General features: G+C 53.2%; 18 protein-coding genes. 5 read left to right on the top strand and 13 right to left on the bottom strand.

What is annotated here, in order from left to right; genetic code table 11:
* The first annotated feature begins 15 nt into the window (after positions 1 to 15).
* Positions 16 to 1,017, top strand: coding sequence for a tRNA-modifying protein YgfZ (ygfZ, locus tag A7983_RS11765; RefSeq protein WP_005971619.1), 1,002 nt, complete (start codon positions 16 to 18; stop codon positions 1,015 to 1,017).
* A 67-nt stretch (positions 1,018 to 1,084) separates the two neighbouring features.
* Here the strand turns inward: ygfZ and trhA are convergent, their stop codons facing one another.
* Entirely contained in the window at positions 1,085 to 1,732 is a 648-nt protein-coding gene (trhA, locus tag A7983_RS11760) for a PAQR family membrane homeostasis protein TrhA (protein ID WP_005971615.1), read from the bottom strand.
* A 408-nt stretch (positions 1,733 to 2,140) separates the two neighbouring features.
* On the opposite strand from trhA, the gene A7983_RS11755 reads away from it, so the two are divergent.
* A complete protein-coding gene (locus tag A7983_RS11755; protein WP_005971614.1) occupies positions 2,141 to 2,749 on the top strand; it encodes an HD domain-containing protein in 609 nt (202 codons plus the stop codon).
* 48 nt (positions 2,750 to 2,797) lie between these two features.
* Here the strand turns inward: A7983_RS11755 and fhuE are convergent, their stop codons facing one another.
* From fhuE to A7983_RS11720, 7 genes are all read right to left on the bottom strand, one after another.
* The gene (fhuE, locus tag A7983_RS11750; protein ID WP_005971612.1) at positions 2,798 to 4,990 is read right to left on the bottom strand and encodes a ferric-rhodotorulic acid/ferric-coprogen receptor FhuE; all 2,193 of its coding nucleotides are present in this window, start codon (positions 4,988 to 4,990) and stop codon (positions 2,798 to 2,800) included.
* A gap of 350 nt (positions 4,991 to 5,340) precedes the next feature.
* Positions 5,341 to 6,648: an ABC transporter substrate-binding protein gene (locus A7983_RS11745; RefSeq protein WP_005971610.1), complete on the bottom strand. Its 1,308-nt coding sequence runs from the start codon at positions 6,646 to 6,648 to the stop codon at positions 5,341 to 5,343.
* Positions 6,641 to 7,729, bottom strand: a complete 1,089-nt coding sequence (locus A7983_RS11740; RefSeq protein WP_005971607.1) for an ABC transporter ATP-binding protein — start codon at positions 7,727 to 7,729, stop codon at positions 6,641 to 6,643. The genes A7983_RS11745 and A7983_RS11740 overlap by 8 nt, the downstream gene beginning before the upstream one ends.
* On the bottom strand, positions 7,729 to 8,553 hold the full coding sequence (locus A7983_RS11735) for a phosphodiesterase (RefSeq protein ID WP_039477896.1): 825 nt from the start codon (positions 8,551 to 8,553) through the stop codon (positions 7,729 to 7,731). Before A7983_RS11735 ends, A7983_RS11740 begins: the two co-directional genes overlap by 1 nt.
* A gap of 246 nt (positions 8,554 to 8,799) precedes the next feature.
* A complete protein-coding gene (locus A7983_RS11730) occupies positions 8,800 to 9,699 on the bottom strand; it encodes a carbohydrate ABC transporter permease (protein ID WP_005971602.1) in 900 nt (299 codons plus the stop codon).
* A complete protein-coding gene (locus tag A7983_RS11725) occupies positions 9,689 to 10,561 on the bottom strand; it encodes a carbohydrate ABC transporter permease (protein WP_005971600.1) in 873 nt (290 codons plus the stop codon). Before A7983_RS11725 ends, A7983_RS11730 begins: the two co-directional genes overlap by 11 nt.
* A gap of 135 nt (positions 10,562 to 10,696) precedes the next feature.
* Positions 10,697 to 11,446, bottom strand: coding sequence for an SDR family oxidoreductase (locus A7983_RS11720; RefSeq protein ID WP_039478004.1), 750 nt, complete (start codon positions 11,444 to 11,446; stop codon positions 10,697 to 10,699).
* A 104-nt stretch (positions 11,447 to 11,550) separates the two neighbouring features.
* Between A7983_RS11720 and A7983_RS11715 the strand changes: the two genes are divergently transcribed.
* The gene (locus A7983_RS11715) at positions 11,551 to 11,916 is read left to right on the top strand and encodes a winged helix-turn-helix transcriptional regulator (RefSeq protein ID WP_005971596.1); all 366 of its coding nucleotides are present in this window, start codon (positions 11,551 to 11,553) and stop codon (positions 11,914 to 11,916) included.
* A 152-nt stretch (positions 11,917 to 12,068) separates the two neighbouring features.
* Here A7983_RS11715 and gcvP read toward each other — a convergent pair whose 3' ends face one another.
* From gcvP to gcvT, 3 genes are all read right to left on the bottom strand, one after another.
* A complete protein-coding gene (gene gcvP, locus A7983_RS11710) occupies positions 12,069 to 14,942 on the bottom strand; it encodes an aminomethyl-transferring glycine dehydrogenase (protein ID WP_039478001.1) in 2,874 nt (957 codons plus the stop codon).
* Between the two features lie 103 nt (positions 14,943 to 15,045).
* Positions 15,046 to 15,438 (bottom strand): glycine cleavage system protein GcvH, encoded by a 393-nt coding sequence (gene gcvH, locus A7983_RS11705; protein WP_005971594.1) that lies wholly within the window; start codon positions 15,436 to 15,438, stop codon positions 15,046 to 15,048.
* Between the two features lie 59 nt (positions 15,439 to 15,497).
* Positions 15,498 to 16,613, bottom strand: coding sequence for a glycine cleavage system aminomethyltransferase GcvT (gcvT, locus tag A7983_RS11700; RefSeq protein WP_005971592.1), 1,116 nt, complete (start codon positions 16,611 to 16,613; stop codon positions 15,498 to 15,500).
* Positions 16,614 to 17,174: 561 nt separating this feature from the next.
* On the opposite strand from gcvT, the gene fucO reads away from it, so the two are divergent.
* On the top strand, positions 17,175 to 18,326 hold the full coding sequence (gene fucO / locus A7983_RS11695) for a lactaldehyde reductase (RefSeq protein ID WP_005971590.1): 1,152 nt from the start codon (positions 17,175 to 17,177) through the stop codon (positions 18,324 to 18,326).
* A gap of 87 nt (positions 18,327 to 18,413) precedes the next feature.
* Here fucO and alsS read toward each other — a convergent pair whose 3' ends face one another.
* A complete protein-coding gene (gene alsS / locus A7983_RS11690; RefSeq protein ID WP_005971588.1) occupies positions 18,414 to 20,093 on the bottom strand; it encodes an acetolactate synthase AlsS in 1,680 nt (559 codons plus the stop codon).
* Between the two features lie 21 nt (positions 20,094 to 20,114).
* Positions 20,115 to 20,897 (bottom strand): acetolactate decarboxylase, encoded by a 783-nt coding sequence (gene budA / locus A7983_RS11685; protein ID WP_005971585.1) that lies wholly within the window; start codon positions 20,895 to 20,897, stop codon positions 20,115 to 20,117.
* 129 nt (positions 20,898 to 21,026) lie between these two features.
* On the opposite strand from budA, the gene A7983_RS11680 reads away from it, so the two are divergent.
* The gene (locus tag A7983_RS11680) at positions 21,027 to 21,929 is read left to right on the top strand and encodes a LysR family transcriptional regulator (RefSeq protein ID WP_005971583.1); all 903 of its coding nucleotides are present in this window, start codon (positions 21,027 to 21,029) and stop codon (positions 21,927 to 21,929) included.
* Positions 21,930 to 21,973: the final 44 nt, after the last annotated feature.

The raw sequence follows: 21,973 nt of genomic DNA, 5'->3' as shown, positions 1-21,973 counted from the left end.
GCAGGATTGTACTCTATGGTTAACCAACATACGGCTCATCAACGCCCTTTTGCCTCACACCCTCCCCTTGCTTCCGCTCAGCTCGCCGCCACGCTCATCTCACTGGATGATTGGGCACTAGCCACGCTGGTCGGGCCGGATACCGTCAAATATCTTCAGGGACAGGTCACCGCGGATGTCGGTGCACTGGCTGACGATCGGCACATTCTTTGCGCCCACTGCGACGCGAAAGGAAAAATGTGGAGCAACCTGCGCCTGTTCCATCACGGCGAGGGGTTTGCTTTCATTGAGCGGCGTAATCTGCGCGACGCCCAGCTTAGCGAACTGAAAAAATACGCCGTTTTTTCGAAAACCACCATCGCGCCAGACGACAGCGCCGTACTTCTGGGTGCAGCAGGAGCGGGCATCCGCGAACAGTTGGCCTCGGTATTTAATCAACTTCCAGACGCTGAGCATCCTGTCGTGCAGCACGAAGGTGCCACCTTACTGCATTTCACTCATCCCGCAGAGCGTTTCCTGCTGGTGCTGTCTTCTGAGCAAAGCGCTTCGTTGCTTGAACAGCTCGACGATAAAGTCAGCCTGAATGACAGCCGCCAATGGCTGACGTTGGATATTGAGGCCGGTCAGCCCATCATTGACAGCGCAAACAGTGCGCAGTTCATCCCGCAAGCGACTAATTTACAGGCATTAAATGGAATTAGCTTCAGCAAAGGGTGCTATACCGGTCAGGAAATGGTTGCTCGGGCAAAATATCGTGGGGCGAATAAGCGCGCACTCTACTGGCTGGCGGGTAAAGCGAACCGGGTGCCGCAGGCGGGAGACGATCTCGAACTGCAGCTCGGCGAGAACTGGCGTCGTACCGGGACCGTATTGGCAGCCAGCCAATTGCAGAACGGTGACGTTTGGGTACAGGCCGTGTTGAATAACGATCTGAACGCGGAGAACGTTCTACGCGTGCGCGACGATGCCGAAAGCCAGCTCACGGTTCAGCCTCTGCCGTATGAAATAACGGATTAATCCGACGAGTGGCATCACGCATGAGCCGAGTCAGTGAGGCTCATGCGCTCATGCGTTTTAGACGAACTTAAATATAAAGATAAATCGCCAGAAAGTGGCAGACGCTGCCGCCTAACACAAACCCGTGCCAAATTGCGTGATTGTAAGGAATACGCTTACTGGCGTAGAAAATCACCCCCAGCGTATACACCACACCACCCACCGCTAACAGCGTCACACTCCCCGCCGACAGCTTCATCACCATCTGATAAATCACCACCAGCGACAGCCAGCCCATGACCAGATAGGTAATTAACGACAGCACTTCAAAACGGTGGGCAAACGCCAGTTTGAAGAGCACGCCCAACAGCGCCATGCTCCAGATGACGACCATCAAACCATGCGCCAGCGGTGAATCCAGCCCCACCAGCAAAAAAGGCGTATAGGTTCCAGCAATCAACAGATAGATGGCGCAGTGATCGAACTTTTTCAACCACGGTTTAATGCGCTGAGAAGGGATCGCGTGATACAGCGTCGAGGCCAAAAATAGCAGGATAATACTGCCGCCATAGAGGCTGTAGCTGGCAATCGCCACGCTCCCGGCATCATTGTTGACCGCCTGCACCAGCAGCAAAATCAGACCAACAATCCCGAAAATCACACCGATTCCATGGCTGATGCTGTTCGCAATTTCCTCTGCCAGCGAGTAGTCCGGCATCTGGGCATTTTTTGACATCGATAGGTTCCGCAGTATTTCGCAATAGAGAGTGTGTGCTGACAGTATCCGTCCTGCCTTTCCCGCTGTTGAGCGGAATGACACAGGCATAGGTGTTTAACCTTTGAGCAGATTAACTGAGAATAGTTTCAGTGTACACGTGTAAGCTAAAATAATTATCCTCCCCCCCCTTTCACCTTCTCTCTGACTTAACGTGCAATCACGCATGTCAATCTCAGGCAACATCCCCTACAATGACCGACTTCGATATTCCCCTGTTTTTTGAAGGGCTCTGCCGTTCTTACCGGTTATTCGCGTTAACGGTTATCCGGTTCTGACGCCCACAGCGCCTTCCTCTGGTCTTATTGCATAACTTTGTCATGCACGACTTTGTCACGCATCGTTTTCACTGCAAGAGGTACGCTTTTCATGTCATCTTCCCCATCTACTCTGAATTTCGGTTCCATGACCGATGTGTTTGGCTTTCTGATAGAAATCGATAAATTAAAAAGCGTACAGCGCCGCACCAAGATTATCGCCAGCGAACGCCACGAAGATTCTGCCGAACACAGTTGGCATTTTGCCGTCGCCGCGATGGCGCTGGCCCCTTACGCAGGTGAAGGTGTCGATATTCAGCGCGTAATCCAAATGGCGCTGATTCACGACATCGTCGAAATCGATGCGGGTGATGTGCTCGTTTACGATCTTTCCGCGCGTCTTGCAATTCACGATCAGGAAGTCGCTGCCGCTGCCCGTATTTTCGGCCTGCTGCCTGAGCCACAGCGTCAGCAATTCCACGATCTGTGGGAAGAATATGAAGCGAATGAAACCCCCAGCGCCCAGTTCGCTCTGATGCTCGATCGCGTCATGCCGATGCTGATGAATCTGTACAACGGTGGTCAAAGCTGGGTAGAAAACAGCATCCGTTTGGAACAGGTTCTCGACCGCGCCGAGTTCATCGCCGCTATCAACCCGGAACTGTGGCAATACCTGAAACAGCATCTGGAAGACGCCAAAGCCAAAGGGTGGTTGCTATAATTCGGCTGAAACGCCATTTCCCCGGCCTTACGGCCGGGGGATGTTAGATCAAAATGCGTATGACATATTGAGTGAATAGTTTAACGGCTCGCCATAAGTACCAGAATCGTTGCTGAGCCACGTGTAATAGCTGCGGTCAAACAGGTTTTTGACGTTAGCCTGCACAGCAAGCTGTTTTGTCACCTGATAACGGGCAAACAGATCAACCAGCGGATAACTCGACTGATAAATACGCGTGGTCCCCAACGGTCCTGCCCCTTCCTGGAACGTACGGTTTTGCCAGTTTACACCGCCGCCAACCGTCAGCTCTGGTAGCGCGGGCAGTTGATAGCGGGTGAACAGTTTGACCTGCGTTTGTGGCATATTGCTATTGAAGCGGCCCTTGGTATCGCGTGCCACATAACGTGAAGCGCCAAAGGTTAGCTGCAAGTTATCGGTCACCGCCCCATTTAGCTCAAACTCAACGCCCTTGCTCACCGCGCCCTGTGTCGCATAGTAAGCTCGTTCGGCAGTGCCATTGACAGATTTATTTCCGTCCACCTGCCCCACATTATCCTGCTCAATACGGAACACAGCCAGCGTCGACGTTAAGCGCCCATTGAACCAGTCCGCTTTCAGGCCTGTCTCGTAGTTTTTACCGGTAATAGGTGCCAGATAGCTGCCACTGCTATCGCGACGACTTTGTGGCTGGAAGATCGAGGTATAGCTGGTATAAGCCGATACCGTATCGTTAATGTCATAAATCAAGCCGCCATAAGGTGTGATATTGCTTTTCTTCATATCGGCGCTGCTACCATTGGTTTGCCACTGCGTATAGCGCGCCCCAAGGATAAGATGCAACGGATCGGCCAACGAGAACCGTGCCACACTGTAGGCTGCTTTCTGCCGTACAGTATCATCCGACGTCAGCGACTTTTCCCCCCAGGTGGGCTCTTGAACACTACCGTTCCAATGGTAAAGGCTGCCAATATTCGGAAACGCCAGAGGAGAACCGTAATAGCTATTGTGCTGACGGCTGTAGCTGACACCTGTCACCAGTTCGTGCTGGCGACCCAGCAGTTCAAAAGGCCCATTGGCATAGCTATCAACAGACAACTGTTTACGTTCGCCCGTGTAGTTAGTGCCATAGCCGATCGTGCCAATCCCCGTCGTTTGGTCGGGAAAACCGGTGACATACAGCAGCTTGCCATTCATATTCGATTCGGCATGGGTGCCGTTAACGCGGAACGTCCAGCCGTTGTCAAAATCCTGTCTAAGATTCGCAAAGACTTTTTTCGATTCGGTCTCAAAGTAGGTCCATTCCGCAGCGGGGTTCATGCTGCGATTGAAGTGCGTGCGCGCACCGTTGCTAAACCACGGTGTCACGCCACCCCAGGTTGCCCCATCGGTGTGGATCGTCTGATAGCTGTAACCAAGCGATAACGTCGTGTTGTCGGTGATATCCGCATCCACCACGCCGTAAAGGAACTTTTTGTCTCTTTGGTAACGATCTAACCAGCTATTCTGATCCTGATAGCCGGCCACAACGCGACCGCGCACGCTGCCACTTTCATTCAATGGCGCAGAGAGATCCGCTACGTAGCGCTGTTTGTCCCACGAACCGTAACTGGCACTGACATTACCAGAAAATTCACGGCTATCAGCATGCTTACGCACCATATTGACCGATGCCGACGGGTTGCCTGCACCAGTCATCAGGCCAGTTGCACCGCGCACCACTTCAATACGATCAAAAATCGCCGTATCGTCATCAGCATCACCAAAGTTCCAGGCTTCACTGACGGAGGTCGGAATATCATCAAAGAGGTAGTTGTTGATGGCAAAACCGCGGGAATAGAAGCTGGAGCGTTCGTCAAAAAGGCTGGCAGAAACGCCCGTCGTGTTACGCAATACTTCGCCCACTGATTGTAGGTTTTGGTCCTGTATGCGCTGCTCGGTCATGATACTGACAGACTGCGGGATATCACGCTGAGTCATCAGCATCTTGGTACCTGCCCGCGTCGTTTTTGCGCTGTAATCGTACTTTCCAACGCTTACATCAGCTTCTCTGGCCACCACGACCATCTCCTGCGATGTGTCCTGTGCGGATGATGCATCTGATACGGCGGCCTGTGCTGCATAAAGCGATGTCGGATGGAACGTCACCGTAATGGCCAATGCCAATAATGAAATGGAAAATGTTATTTTTGTGCCTGATGTTGTAAATGCATCGGCACTATTTTTCCCATCCTGGAGGGACATAGTTTTTCCTTTTTTGGGATAAGTGAAATTAGCGCAATATCACGTTTCATGGGTTCAGTCTGTTTGGAACGAATTTCTGTATCAAACCTCGAAAAGACGAACACGAACGCGAACAATAATGATATTCATTATCATAATGAGATGAGAACATTATCACAAAAAATGGCAACTAGACTTGATGTATGTCTTTTTATGAAGGGGTAGATCGACAGTCAATCTCTTCTGAACATTTAACATTCAAAAAAAGCAAATGATCAACGAGTTAAAAACTGACTTTTGACATGTATTGGCTAAGCGAGCTGAAAGTGAAAAGGCAACCCGAGCATAAAACGGAACGGGTTGCCTTCTGGTTATTTTGGCAAACTTAACGCGGTTTTATCCACGTAAGGCTTCATGATGCTATCGGCCTCTTTTTGTGCAGCGGCAGCAGCGTCATCAACCTTTTTCGCTGGATCGTTTAACAGCGCCGCCAGTTGATTCTCCATCGCTTTGCGTACCGCGACCGTTTCATAGGTTGCATACCACGGATGAGCATATTGCAGTTGTGACAGCGCAATCGCGGCTCGCGGATCTTTCGCCAGATAGTCTTTCATTTCCGGCAGATCGTAGGCTGCCATACGCGGAGCGAAGTAGCCGGTAAAACGACTCCAGCTTCCGCTGACCTCTGGGCTGATCAGATAGTTCATAAACTGCCAGGCCGCTTTCTTCTGCTCTTCGGAGATCCCCTTGAAGCTCACCAGACTCGCCCCGCCGATAGTCACACCACGACGCTCTTTTTCCGGCATCATCGCTACACCGAGCGAGAAATCTTTGGTGTTTTCACGCATAAAGCCCAGCGCACCGGTGCTCAGCATCGCCATACCCAATTTGCCAGAGAAAAACGCAGCGCTGATTTGCTTGGAATTCAATACGCCGGCTGGCATGGCTTTGTCGCGATACACCAGATCGCGCCAGAACTGGAGCGCACCTTTGGTTGATGCCGTGTTGTAATAGACTTCGCCTGGATAATCGGCATTGTAATACGCTCCGCCGTTGGCACGCGTCAGCGCAGACAGCATCCAACCGCCGTAGTCATCGTTCGTGGATGGAATCATGATGCCCCACTGCCCTTTCGCCGGATCGGTCAGTTTCTTGGCGACCGCAGCCACTTCATCCCAATTTTTTGGCGGTTCATTAAAACCTGCCTTCTTCAGCATGTCTTCGTTGTAATAGAGGATCGGCGTCGAGTTGTGGAACGGGATCGCGTAAGTCACCCCCATCACCTGCGCGTTCTGATGCAGCGCAGGCCAGAAGTTTTTGGTCAGGAAAGGCGTGGCCTTTTCGTTGCCGTATTTGAACAGTTCGTCCATCGGCAGGATTTCATCTTTGATGACCAGATCGGCGGTGAAGTTTGCAGACATAATTACCAGCGCGGGCGGATCGCCCGCTTTAGCGGCGGCTTCCGCTTTCACTTTCGTCGTGTCATAACCGCCGGTGAAGATCCCACGCACTTCAACCTGATCCTGCGATTGGTTGTACTCCTTGATGATGCGTGTCATTTCCATCGTCAACTTGCCATCAACCGGCGCGGGGAACATAAAATCGATATTCTCTTTTGCTAACGCCGAGCCGGACATCAGCAAGGCTATCGCCAGCGCCATCATACGAGGCTTACGCATTTCTTTTCTCCTGGGATAAATTACGGGCGGTTTGCCCGGAAAACCAATGACAATCCTGCGGTGAAAAATGAAGTACCACGGACGTACCGATGTTCGGCACACCATCGCGATTTGGCCGACGATAGCGAATATTACCCAACGGCGTATCCACATGAATCAGATACTCGGCACCAAACAATTCCCGTTGCTTCACCGTTCCCGATAACGATAAATCGCCGTCTGATGCGGCGTGTTCGGTAAGATGCTCAGGGCGAACCCCTAGCAGCACGCGGGTTAATGAACCCGTCTCTTCACTGGCAGGCAGCGCCACGGACAATGCCGGTAAAATCGCGTGACCATCGGCACAGGGTAGCGTCAGCATGTTCATCGCGGGCGTACCGATAAATCCAGCGACAAAGACGTTAGCCGGGTGAGAATACAACTGCTCTGGCGTACCAACCTGTTGCAGCACGCCACGATCCAGCACGGCGATCCTATCCGCCATCGTCATCGCCTCGATCTGATCGTGCGTGACGTAAACCGTGGTGGTTTTCAACTGCCGATGTAGATCCATAATGCCGTCACGCACGTCGCTGCGCAGGCGGGCATCCAGATTCGACAGCGGTTCATCCATCAGAAACAAACGTGGATCGCGCACGATCGCCCGCGCCATTGCCACGCGTTGACGTTGACCACCGGATAGTTTTCCCGGTTTGCGTTTAAGCAACGGCTCAAGCTGAAGCAGGCTGGCAACACGCTGTACCCGCTGTGGATAGTCCGCCTTCGGCTCACCGCGCATCCGCATGCCAAAAGTGATGTTCTGCTCGACCGTCAGGTGCGGAAACAGCGCGTAGTTCTGGAAGATCATCGAGAAATTACGCTGCTTCGGGCTCCACGTCGTGATGTCGTCGTCGCCCAACAGGATTTGCCCATCGCTCACGTCTTCCAAACCGGCCAGCATACGCAGCAGCGTACTCTTGCCGCAGCCGGATGGCCCAACCAGCACCAAAAACTCGCCGTCGGCGATATCCAAGGATAGCGATGCCAGCGCCTGCATGTGTTCGAAGCGTTTACTGATATTACGTAGCTGAATCACGGCCATTACGCATCCACCGGGCAACTGATTCGAGGGTCATAGAGATAAGGGCCGGGGTAGGACGCAATCGACTGGCAATAGCTCACCAGTCCGGTCACCGGCACATAGCGGTGCATCACCACGCTAGCGGGCTCCAGGTTGTAATACGGCGCATCGTCTTCGTAGAAATACGGCACCTGATGGACGGTTCCCGGTACGGTGGCAATAATCGCCTGCCTATATTGCGTCATAATCAGACGATGCGTATGGCCGCAAAATACGCGAGTGAGCTGCGGGAAACGTTCGATCAGCATCAGCAGTTCATGTCCGTTTTCGCAGGCGATACGATCCATCTGTGCCGATCCCAGCGGCAGCGGCGGGTGGTGCATGAAGATCGCCGTTTCACGCGTCGAATGATCCTGCAATTGTTGCTCCAGCCAAGCCAGCGTGGAGGGCGTCAACCAGCCTTTTGATTGCCCCGCCAGACTGGTGTCGATGAACAACAAACGCATCGGGAAATCATCCACTGCATAGCGAATATTTTCCGGGTCATCACCCAGTTGCGGACATAGCGGGCGCATCGCATTGAGGAAATGCTGCTTGTCGTCATGATTGCCCGGAATCACATACAGCGGATAATCCAGCATTTGCAACACGCGCTGGGCGACCTGATACTCCTGCGGACGCCCGCAGTTAACAATGTCGCCGCTAATCACGACGGCATCTGGCCGCTCACGTAACGCGTTTAACTGGTTGATGACTTGCGCGTTTTCCCCGTTAATATCAATAAATTCATAGAGCTTGCGTCCCTCACTGCGAAAATGCAGGTCGGAAATCTGAGCCAACAACATAACAACCACCTCTATCATTATTTCGCCCGTTGGCGAACACCGATCGCTTAAGGATCGAGATACACGGAGCATGTCGCTCCTGATAAATAGAATTAAGCAACCCACATGACCTAACGCCGATCGCTTAAGCATCGAGATACACGGGGCGACCACAGGGGTGAGGCATCCCTACGGGAACCTCCCTCTGTGTTTCCCCTAACAACGGGCTTAAGTAACCAGTATTACCCGCATGGCCTTATCAGCGATTCACTTAATGCCTGAGAAGCCGAAGCTGCTCAGGAACTGCTTCTGGAACACCACGAAGGCCACCATCAGCGGCAGGCACACCAGCAGCGTACCCGCGCAGATCAATCCCCACTGTCCGCCGGACTCAGCGCCCATCGCAAACGACACCAGCCCGATGGTCAGCACCTGTTTGTCCGGGTCGTTGAGCACCATCAGCGGCCAGAGATATTCGTTCCAGTGGTAGGTAATGCTGACCGTGGCGAAGGCCAGGATCGACGGCCAGGTCATGGGGATCAGGACGTGAAACACCACCTGCCACCAGCGGCAGCCTTCCATCAACGCGGCTTCTTCGATCTCTTTAGCGATATTGAGAAACGCCTGACGCATCAGAAACACGCCAAATGCTGAGGCGAAATACGGCATCATCACGCCAGTCAGGGTATTGAGCAGGCCAAGCTGTTTTAGCGTCATCATGTTTGGCACCATCATGACGACGGGCATGATCATCATTTGAATCAGTAGCAGATAGAACAGCAGCGTTTTGCCACGGAATTCGTGGTAGGCGAAGATGTAGCCCGCCGTGGTGATCGTAACCAGTTGTACCAGAAACGTGCCGACCGCAAAGATCAGCGTGTTGGTGTAGAGCCGCAGCCAGTCGGCGCTGTCCCACGCATCGCGGAAATTATCGAACGTCAGCGGGAAACGCGGCAGCAGCGAGGCCATATCCACGCCAAAGCTGCTGGTACTGATAGAAGACGACAGCATCCAGATAAACGGACTGATCCACAGCAGCGCGGCGCAAATCAGCAGCAGCGGCAGCGTAAGCCGCGTCGTGATACGAAGAGGATTAGTGACGTTTCGGCTTTCAGCGCGCTGACTATTTACGCTCCGAATGTCAACGATCTGATTTTCAGCGCTCATAATGTGCCCCCTTCTCCAGCACCTTCAGATTCATAATGGAAAAGGCAAACAGCAGCGCCAGCGTCAGGAAAGTGGCCGCGGAGGCTTTGCCCAGATCGTGCGTATCATTCGCCAGATCCTGAATGTAATAGAGCAGCACGGTCGTCGCGTTATTCGGTCCGCCGCGCGTCATCACGGCAACATGGTCGATCTGGGTAATGGCGTAGATAAAAGCGATGGTGACCACAAAGGCGATGGTTGGCCGCAGCAGCGGCAGCGTGACATAGAAAAACACCTGACGCCGTGAAGCCCCTTCCATCAGCGCCGCCTCACGGGCAGAGCTAGAAATAGCTTGCAGACCGGCGAGAAAAAACAGCATGTAGTATCCCGCAAATTTCCAGATGCCGATGACGCTCACCGCCACCAACGCACTGTCACTCATACCAAGATAGTTGTTGTTCATCGGGCCAAACACTTTCGCCAGATAGTAATCCAGCAGCCCCAACCCCGGCATAAAGATGAACAGCCACAGCGTCGCGGCGCTCACTAGCGGAATAATCATCGGAAAGAAAAAGGCAGTACGCAGCCAGCGATTCACGCGTGTGTTTTCCCACAACAGCACCGCCAGCAACAACGCCAACAGCACGCCGGGCACCACCGTCATCAGGATATACAACACGTTGTTCAGCAACGCCTGCCAGAACACCGCGTCCTGCACCAGACGTGCAAAATTATCCAACCCGACGAACAGCGGCGTATCAGCATTTAGCCGGGTGTCATACAGGCTGTCGATGACCGAACGCAGCAGAGGGAAATAGGTGAAGGCAAGCAAAAAAACCAGCGTCGGCAACAGCACAAGGTAGGGAAAATATTTTGCACGCATAACTCTAGGGTCGCTCAGTGTGAAACACAGAGGCCTTACCCTAGAGCGCTAGCGTGTCACTGAGGCGTCAGTTTAATGACAGTTTGTTTTCCGATTGCGAAAATATGCCTGCAAATGATTTCGCAGGCCCATCTTCTACAAATTAGCAACGCCACCGTCGACCAACAGTTCCGTTCCAACAACAAAACGAGACTCGTCAGAAGCAAGGAAAACGGCCGCCTTCGCCAGCTCCCACGGCGTACCCATGCGACCAATCGGCACCAACTGTCGAATTTGTTCCTGCATAGCACGTTGCTGTTCGGGAGAGAGACCCAATTTATCGAGAGCAGGGGTTTCGGTTGGGCCTGGACTCAGGACGTTAACCCGAATGCCGTGCGTCACCAGCTCAGCCGACAACGTGCGCGCCAGCGAGAGTAATCCCGCTTTACTCGCGGCGTAGACGCTGCTCTGCGGTAGGCCGATGTGAGCACTGGTCGATCCACACAGGATCACCGAGGCCGGGTTGTTCAGCAACGGCAATAGTGCCTGAACCAGAAAGAATGGCCCTTTAAGGTTGGTCGCCATGAGTCGATCCCAGGCAGCTTCATCCCAGCCTTCCAGCGGACGATGGGTGACATCGCCTGCATTGGCATACAACACGTCCAGACGCGGCCATTGCTGTGCCAGCACGTCGACCAAACCATGCTGGGCGTGGACATCTCCGGCATCGCAACGGATCGCCAGCGTAGCATGGCCTAACTCAGCTTGCGCACGTGCTAGCGCGTTCTCATCGCGTCCAGTAATCGCGACCGTCGCCCCTTCGGCCAGAAACTGACGTGCAGTTTCTATCCCAATGCCGCTGGTGCCGCCGGTGATCAAAGCAAACTTATCTTGCAGCCGTTTCATCATGATGTGTCCTGTCGCATTGCTTGAAAAACGGCAGTATTTCATCAATAGTATCCTTTTGTAAGTAGGCACCAATTGGATACTAAGGAGGATAGTGGAACCCTATGTCTGTTCACGGCCCATCAGCAAATACGCCATCTGACATGGCAGAACCGTGCCCAATGGTAAATTTCGTCAATCTCATCGCTGGAAAATGGGCGATTCCCATACTGTACCGCCTGATCGTGATCGGCGACCCCGTGCGCTTCAGTGCACTACAACGCGCCATTGCCCCTATCACTCAGAAGGAACTGACGCGCCAACTGCGCCTGTTCGAACAACGTAAACTGGTGCAACGTAAGGTGTATGCCGAAGTACCACCGCGAGTGGAGTATCAGATCACTCCACTGGGAAAATCGCTCCAGCCAACGCTGGATTCACTGGCCGACTGGATGAGGGTACATGGCAAAACATTGGCTGATGACGGCTAAACACACGATGCCGATTCGGTATCGTGCTGCCATAAGGGAATAGATAAAAATAACAAAATCAATAAATTAAAGCCTCCTATGTAGAGTGGAGGCTTTAAAGAACAATGAGCAACAACGCTACCGACGTTGTAAATGACTGCCAGTGCGGTTAATTACGCATAGTCGCTCATCGGTACACATGAACAGAACAGGTTACGGTCGCCGTAAACATCATCCAGACGCTTCACGCTCGGCCAATATTTGTGTTCGCTACCAGCCGGGAATACCGCCAGCTCGCGGCTGTACGGATGCACCCAGTCGGCCACCAACTCCGCTTGCGTGTGCGGCGCATTGACCAGCGGGTTGTCGTCCAGCGGCCATTCGCCCTGCGCAACGCGGTTGATTTCGGCACGGATCGCCAGCATCGCATCAATAAAGCGGTCAATCTCCACCTGACTTTCTGATTCCGTCGGCTCGACCATCAACGTACCCGCCACTGGGAACGACATGGTTGGCGCATGGAAACCGTAATCAATCAGACGCTTGGCGATATCCATTTCGCTGATACCCGTGCTCTCTTTAAGCGGACGAATATCCAGAATGCACTCGTGCGCAACACGACCGTCACGGCCGGTGTAAAGCACTGGATAGGCCTGCTGCAAACGCACCGCGATATAGTTAGCGTTCAGGATCGCCATCTGGCTGGCCTGTTTAAGCCCTTCCGCGCCCATCATGCGGATGTACATCCAGCTAATCGGTAGAATCGAGGCGCTGCCGAACGGTGCCGCAGAGACAGCCCCTTGTTCCGTCAGCACACCCTCGATTTTGACCACCTGGTGACCAGGCACAAACGGGGCCAGATGCGCTTTCACACCAATCGGCCCCATGCCCGGCCCGCCACCGCCGTGCGGAATACAGAAAGTTTTATGCAGGTTCAGGTGCGATACGTCCGCACCGATGTAGCCCGGCGTCGTAATGCCGACCTGTGCATTCATGTTCGCGCCATCCAGATACACCTGACCGCCGTATTGATGCACGATCTGGCACACTTCGCGAATCGTCTCTTCATAGACGCCGTGGGTAGACGGATAGGTCACCATGATGCAGGAAAGCTGTTCGCCCGCAGCCTGTGCCTTCTCACGCAGATCGTGCAGGTCGATATTGCCCTGTTTGTCACAGGCCACCACCACCACCGCCATCCCCGCCATCTGCGCCGATGCTGGATTAGTGCCGTGCGCGGAGCTAGGGATCAGGCAGAGATGACGGCCTGCTTCATTGCGACTTTCATGATAGCGACGGATCGCCAGAAGCCCCGCATATTCACCCTGTGCGCCCGAGTTGGGCTGCATGCAAACCGCATCATAACCCGTCAATTGCACCAGCCAGCCCGATAAGTGCTCGATCATCTGACGATAGCCCAGCGCCTGTTCCGGCGGGCAGAATGGGTGCAGTTCGGCAAATTCAGGCCAGGTAATCGGCAGCATTTCTGCCGCCGCGTTAAGCTTCATGGTGCAAGAACCGAGCGGGATCATCGCCTGATTCAGCGCCAGATCCTTACGCGCCAGACGGTGCAGATAGCGCATCATCTCGGTTTCGCTGTGATAGCGGTTGAAAACCGGATGCGACAGGATCGCATCATGACGCAGCAACCCAGCCGGGATCGTCGCGGCCTGTTGACCGATAGCCGCATCAAGCGCGTCAATATCCAGCCCGTGATCGTCACCTAACAGCACCGCGAACAACGCCAGCACGTCTTCACGCGTGGTCGCTTCATCCAGCGTGATGCCCACGGCACTCGCCAAATCGCTGCGCAGGTTGATGCCAAAACTTAATGCGCGGCTCAGCACCGCGTCTTTATCCGCAACCTCAATCGTCAGCGTATCGAACCAGCTACGATGGCGCAGCAACAGCCCGCTCTGCGCTAACCCTGCCGCCAGAATATCGGTCAGACGATGGATGCGCCCCGCAATACGTTTGAGCCCTTCCGGGCCGTGGAATACCGCATACATCCCCGCCATGTTGGCCAGCAACACCTGCGAAGTACAAATATTGGAGTTCGCCTTCTCGCGGCGAATATGCTGTTCACGCGTCTGCATCGCCATGCGCAGCGCGGTATTGCCCGCCGCATCGCGTGACACGCCGATAATACGGCCTGGCATCGCACGTTTATGTTCATCACGACAGGCAAAGAACGCCGCATGTGGGCCGCCGTAGCCCATCGGCACGCCAAAACGCTGTGCAGAACCGAAAACAATATCCGCCCCCTGCTTGCCCGGTGCGGTCAACAGTACCAACGCCATCATGTCAGACGCTACGCAACTGACGACCTTACGCGCTTTCAGTGCGGCCATCAGATCGCTGTAATCGTGCAGTTCACCCGTGGTTCCAGCCTGTTGCAGTAGGACGCCGAAGACAGCATCGTCCCTCAGCGCCTCTTCGGCCTTACCGATCACAATCTCAAAACCGAAGGTTTCCGCACGGGTACGCACTACGTCCAGCATTTGCGGGTGTACATCATCAGCAACAAAGAAACGCTCAGCCTGCTTGAGTTTACTGATGCGTTTTGCCATCGCCATCGCTTCCGCCGCGGCAGTGGCTTCATCCAGCAGCGAAGCGGAGGCCAGATCCAACCCGGTTAAATCCTGTGTGACCTGCTGGAAATTCAGCAGCGCTTCAAGACGCCCTTGAGAGACTTCCGGCTGGTACGGCGTATAGGCGGTGTACCAACCTGGGTTCTCCAGCACGTTGCGTAAAATCACCGGCGGCATCAGCACCGCGCTGTAGCCCATGCCGATATAACTCTTATAACGTTGATTGCGTCCTGCAATGGCCTTCAGCTCAGCTAACGCCTCATGCTCCGTCACGGCTTCCCCCACCGCTGGCGGGCTAGGCAGTTGAATGTCCGCCGGGACAATCTGGCGAATCAGCGCATCCAGCGACGTCGCCCCCACCACCGACAGCATGTGCTGCTGCTGGCTAACGGAAGGACCGATATGGCGCTCGATAAACGCGCCGTCATGTTCGAGTTGACTGAGTGTCTGGGTCATTACAACAATTTCCTGCATCAATCGTGATAGATCGTTGCCGCGCTGAAATACGGCGCGGACGAATAAAATAAAACGCCCCAGCACAAAAGCCGGGGCGCATTCACTACTCGTCTTCTTCTAACGACGCCTGATAGCCTTCGGCATCAAGCAGTTCATCCAAATCAGACTCGTCAGAAATTTTGATACGGAACAGCCAACCGTCGGTATAAGGCGCGCTGTTGACCAGCTCAGGGGCGCTTTCCAGATCCTCGTTAATTTCCACGATCTCACCGCTGATGGGCGCATAAATATCCGACGCCGCTTTTACCGATTCCGCCACCGCGCAGTCATCGCCTGCCGCGACGACCGTGCCCACTTCCGGTAAATCGATAAACACCATGTCGCCCAGAAGCTCCTGTGCGTGTTCGGTAATCCCCACGCTATAGATACCTTCGCCTTCGTGCAGCACCCATTCGTGTGACGTGGCGTATTTTAATTCTGCTGGTACATTGCTCATTGCATCCCCTATCTAAAGTCGTTAATCCATATGGGCTTATTTTGATAAGCACGCGGCTATTAATACTGAACGATGGCTTTTCCGGCACGAACAAAACCAGGTTTGGTCACACGCACAGGCAGCTCGCGGTGACGAATCTGCACAATAGCCTGTTCACCAATTCCTGCCGGAACACGCGCCAGCGCAATACTCACGCCCAGCGTCGGCGAGAACGATCCGCTGGTGATCGTTCCTTCGCGCATCACGCCATCACTATCAGTAAAGCGCACAGGTAAATCATTGCGCAATACGCCTTTTTCCGTCAGTACCAAACCAACCAATTGCTCAGTACCTTTTTCACGCTGATGCGTTAACGCCTCACGCCCGATAAACTGGCGATCCTCCGGCTGCCAGGCGATTGTCCAGCCCATATTGGCCGCCAGCGGCGAAATGCCCTCATCCATATCCTGACCGTACAGGTTCATCCCCGCTTCCAGCCGCAGCGTATCGCGCGCGCCCAGCCCGCAGGGCTTCACACCAACCGCCAACAGTCGCTGCCAGAAATCAACCACCTGCTCATTCGGCAAAGCAATTTCATAACCGGCTTCGCCCGTATACCCCGTCGTGGCAACGAAGAAGTCTCCTGCCTGCTTGCCAAAAAATGGCTTCATGCTGGCAACTGCTGTCACATCTGCATCGCTCAGGCCTTTTGCCTTCAGGATCGCTTGAACTTTTTCCTGTGCCTGCGGGCCTTGTACCGCGACCAGCGCCAGATCCTCGCGCTCATTGATTTCGACACCGAACGGTGCAGCGTGCTGCTCGATCCAGGCAAGGTCTTTTTCGCGTGTCGCGGAGTTCACCACCAGACGGAAATCATCTTCCGTCAGAAAATAAACGATCAGATCGTCAATCACGCCACCGGAAGCATTCAGCATGCCGGTATAAAGTGCTTTGCCTGGCTGGGTGAGTTTGGCGACATCGTTCGCCAGCAGATAACGCAGAAACTCACGCGTTCTCACACCGTGCAAATCGACGATAGTCATGTGGGAAACATCAAAAATGCCGGCTTCCCGACGCACAATGTGGTGCTCGTCCAGTTGGGAGCCGTAATGCAGCGGCATCATCCAGCCATGAAAATCCACCATTTTGGCGCCATCGGCCAGATGTTGTTGGTACAGCGGGGTCTGCTTTGCCATTCCTCATCCCTCTTCAGCGCATAGCATTTAAGCGATAAAACACACTGCGCAAACGATATCTTCTGACTGAACTTACCACCGAAGTGCAGGTTAAACCACACACTTAGTCATAAGATAAACTATATAGAAAGTGAAGAAAGGTGAACCACTCACAAAAAACAACACAGCGTAATATGCTTGATTATTGAAAAAAATAAGCACGTAAATTATTTAATTGGGAGAATAACGCAGATTAATGATATTAAAACTGGATAACTTAGCTAATGACACCCAAATAAAAACACATTTCGGATTAGATAATGTAATGATAAAAACAGGCTTAAATTAGATTTTTTCAATCAAAAGCCAGCAACAAATCTCGGCCTTATCCCCTTCTTTACACTGGCATCATCACGATTCTGTGAGCCACTTCTCAAGCCTCTTTACTTCAGTGCCAGCGGACAAGATGACATGGCAACTGACGGAAGGCGCTCGTAGCCCCTCTTATCCATACTAATAGCAAGGAATTGCGTAACATCTATTTTTCGATTTATCAAAATCAACGTTAAACAGGAGCATACAATGGCTAACAGAATGATTCTTAATGAAACATCCTACTTTGGCGCAGGCGCTATCGCTCAGATTGCCGATGAAGTAAAACGGCGGGGATTCAGGAAAGCCCTGTTGGTGACGGACAAGGATTTGGTTAAATTTGGCGTCGCTGCCAAGGTTACGGCGAAGCTGGATGCGGCAGGGTTGCCCTACGATATTTACGATGAGGTGATTCCTAATCCGACCATCAGCGTGGTGGAAAAAGGCATCGAACGCTTCAAGGCATCGCAGGCCGATTACCTGATCGCTATTGGCGGTGGCTCACCGCAGGATACCTGCAAAGCCATCGGAATTATTATCAATAACCCTGAATTCGCTGATGTCCGCAGCCTCGAAGGCGTTGCCGCCACCCGACGCCCTGCCGTGCCAATTATCGCTATCCCGACCACCTCCGGTACAGCCGCAGAAGTGACCATCAACTACGTGATCACCGACGAAGAAAAACGCCGCAAATTCGTGTGCGTCGATCCTCATGACATTCCGATTGTCGCCATCGTCGATCCCGACATGATGATGAGCATGCCAGCTTCACTGAAAGCCGCCACGGGGATTGACGCGCTGACGCACGCCATTGAAGGCTTCACCACCAAAGCCGCCTGGGAACTGACCGATACGTTACACCTGAAAGCCATTGAAATTATCAGCCGTTCACTGCGTGATTCCGTTGCCGGGAAGGCGAAAGGCGTGGAAGAGATGGCGCTGGGGCAATACATCGCCGGTATGGGGTTCTCGAACGTCGGGCTTGGGCTGGTACACGGCATGGCACACCCACTCGGCGCGTTCTACAACACCCCGCACGGTGTCGCTAACGCTATCCTGCTGCCGCATATCATGGCCTACAACGCTGATTACACCGGTGAAAAATTCCGGGATATTGCCGTTGCGATGGGGGTAAAAGGCGCGGCAGACATGCCAATCACTCAGGCGCGAGAAGCGGCGATTAACGCGGTTAGGCAGCTTTCTCACGATGTAGATATTCCACCGAGACTGCGCGATGTCGGGGTGAGAGAAGAGGACATTCCCGCGCTGGCACAGGCCGCCTTCGACGATGTTTGTACCGGCGGTAACCCACGCGATACCAACATCGACGACATCAAAGCGCTGTATCAGTCTATTTATTAAGGGGTTACAACCGCTTATTAGCGCATGACAACAAGGCTCGACGTTGTGCCCGCGATCGTTACTATGCGGGCACAACATTGATACCTTCTACACCAGCACACTGATATTCAGATTCTCCATCAGCCAGTGGTTGTCGGAATAATCAACCGGAATGGCAATCACCGCAGGGCCATCAACGTCCATTGCCTGACGGAGTTTGCTGACCAGTTCATCAGCAGATTCCACCGCAAACCCTTTCGCACCAAACGCTTCCGCATAGGCTTTAAAATCAATCGGCCCGAATGCTACGCCCGCTGGGCGATGGTATTTGTGCAACTGCTGGATTTCCACCATGTTGTAGCCGTTATCCACCCAGATGATATGCAGGAGATTGCTTTTCAGGCGCACTGCCGTTTCCAGTTCCATACTGGATTGCATAAAACCGCCGTCACCGGAAACGGACACCACTTTCTTGCCGGGTTGTACCAGCGATGCGGCAATCGCCCACGGTAATGCCACGCCCATGGTCTGCTGACCGTTGGTCATCAGAATCTGTCGCGCACGGAAGCTATACAGGTATCGCGCCAGCCAGATATGGAAACTCCCCATATCCACACACAACGTGACATCCTCATTCACGATATCCTGCATCGCACGCACCAAACGCAGAGGATGGATCGCAAATCCTGCCATGTTGATAGCATGCATGCTGAGATCGTGGCGCTGACGCTGACGATCCTGCAATACAGACTGTGTATCAGCAGACAAGAGAAAGGGCTCACTGATACAGGCGTTCAGCGTGTCCACCGTCATCGCGATATTCCCGAGCAGCTCGATATCAGGGCGATAGGCGCTGTCGATCTCCGCTCGCAGCACATCGATGTGGATCAGCGTCGCCTTACCGTTGTTCCACAACGATGGATCATACTCAATTGGGCTGTAACCCACGGTGACAATCACGTCAGCCTGTTGCAGCAGCTTATCTCCAGCCTGATTGTTGAATAGTCCGACACGTCCGGCAAAATGATTGAACTGTTGCTGGTCGATCACGCCAGCAGCCTGATACGTGCTGGTCACTGGTAACTGGCTATGGTGCAGAAAACGACGCAGTGCCTGCGTATTTTCCTGCTGGCTGGCCATTAATCCGAGTAGCAGCACCGGGTTTTTAGCCTGCCGTAGCCGTTTGGCTGCTTCGGCAATGTCACTCTGTGGCGCGCCGTTTAACAACGGCAAGTTCGGACAGGCCAGCACTGGACTCGTCACCGGTTCATTAACGATATCCTGCGGCAGGCTGACAAACGCCGCCCCCGGACGCCCACTTTCCGCCGCCCGAAAAGCATTCGCCAACACTTCAGAGATCGCACTGGATGCGGTAATTTCCGCACTGAATTTACTGACTGGCTGAAACAGGCTGACGGTGTCCAGACTCTGGTGCGTCAGCTTAAGCTTATCTGCCCGCTTGACCGCCCCGCCTAGCGCCACAACGGCATCGCCCTCGGCGGTTGCCGTCGCCAATCCCGTCACCAGATTGGAACAGCCGGGGCCGGATGTCACCAGCGTCACGCCAGCTTTCCCTGTCAGACGGCCTATCGCCGCTGCCATAAATGCGCCGTTCGCCTCATGCCGTACCGGGATCGTTTGAATCGTCGAGTCTTCCAACTCATCAAACACGCGATCGATTTTTGCGCCGGGAATACCAAAAATATGCTTCACGCCCTGCGCTTCCAGATGTTTTACAATCAGCTCGGCTCCGCAACTCCAGCTTTGCTGTTCGGTGGACTTTTCCATGACATAACTCCGATGAAATGACTAGCTCTCTACTGACTGGATGACGCTATTGAGGTTTTCTGAGGACAGATCGGTATTGAGAAACTCCCGATCCTGAGGCAGGTCGATGATCAATTTGGCGATCACACCAAACGTCAGCGTGCCGTTTTCAACGTCATAATTCAGAACATGTCCACCACCTTGGCGATCGTCAGTGATGAAGTGTTCGTGGTAACCTGCGACATTAATTCCCTGGGTATAGGCCGGGCTGCGAAAGCCAATAACGCTGCCGCTACGGTGTTCAAAATGAAACGTCGGTTGCCCTTCAATGGCCTCTTGCATCGGTTTATAAGGCCGACACTGGCGGGGAACAGTCCGCGTTTCAACGCAGCGAAAATTCCCATCAATCCGCAAAGCGCAGAACAGATTATCCGTTCCCACGATCTCATCGGTCTGGCGGTGTACTTCTTCACGCGAGGTCCAGCGATGAAAACGGATCGTTTCCGTTGGGCGAAAGAACGTCATTACCGCGAATGGCGTTTTCTGCTCTGGCTTCGCCGCCCGTGCGCTACCGTCGGATAATAGCTGGAAAATCTGGCTATTTAATGCAACCAGTTCCCCATCCAAACTATTAAATGTTCCTAATCCAAAATCACCATGTTCCAATAATTCAGCCATCGTTCGGCTACCTTCATATACACCATTTATTAGCCCACTCATTAATGAAGTCTGATAAATAACGCAGTCTGCATGCTGACGCTGAAAATTATAAGCGTAGCTAACAAAGGCTTCTTCACAGGATTGTTCACCAATACTCGTTTTCATAAATTCCTTCTCACCGCACGAATTACTTAAACATTACTAATATTTAGATAAAGATTGACGCGGAAGAGAACAAAATTCCAATATGCAATAAAGGTCATTTCAAGATCGGAAAGATATGGAGTTACGTGAATGGAACTACGTTACCTGCGCTATTTTGTCGCCGTTGCACAAGCACGACATTTCACACGTGCGGCAGAAAATCTGGGGATGTCACAACCGCCCCTCAGTCAGTTGATCAAGAAATTCGAGCAGGAGATTGGTACACCGCTGTTCAAACGACTGACGCGCGGCGTAGAAATGACGGAGGCGGGACAAGCGCTATATGAGGATGCCCGCCGAATTCTGCAACTCACCGATTCAGCGATCGCGCGGACAAGAAGCATTGCGCGGGGTGAGACAGGGAGCCTGAACATAGGCTTCTCGCCATCAGCCATGTTCCATCCTACCGTGCTTGGGCTGCTACATCATTACTGCCAACAACATCCACACGTGCAACCGCTACCGAAGGGAGAAAACCCAGCAGCGCTTATCGCCTCATTGCAAGAACGCCATATCGACATCGCATTTCTGCGCTTACCTTGCGATCTCAGCGACGATATAAACGGGGAAATATTGGCAGAAGAGCCAATGAAATTAGTGTTGCCCGCTGAACATGCGCTCAGCCATAAAACGCAGGTTTCGCTGAGCGAATTGCGTCAGGAACCGCTGATTATTTTCCCGCGCGAGGTGTGTCCGGGGCTGCACGATATGATTATTCGTACCTGCTACCTATCAGGCTATGGTCCAAGACCCAGTCCCTTTGCCCCACAGTTGACGGCCGCCATTGGGATGGTCGCAGCGGGCTTCGGCATTACGCTTGTACCAGAGTCGCTCACCTGCATTAAGGCCGATAATGTGACCTATCATGATATCGGCATGCCCGAAGTCCATACACAAATTGCGGCTATCTGGCGTAAACATGAACGATCGGCAGTGATCGTGAACCTAATCCACCAAATACGCCAACATCTGAACAACCAGCATCCCGATTAATGCGGTTATGTAGAAAATTCCGGCCATCTCCCCGTCAAAAAGCT

The organism is Pectobacterium wasabiae CFBP 3304 (assembly GCF_001742185.1).
In the GTDB taxonomy this organism is placed as follows: Bacteria; Pseudomonadota; Gammaproteobacteria; order Enterobacterales; family Enterobacteriaceae; genus Pectobacterium; species Pectobacterium wasabiae.
This window is presented reverse-complemented; position numbering and strand designations above follow the sequence as displayed.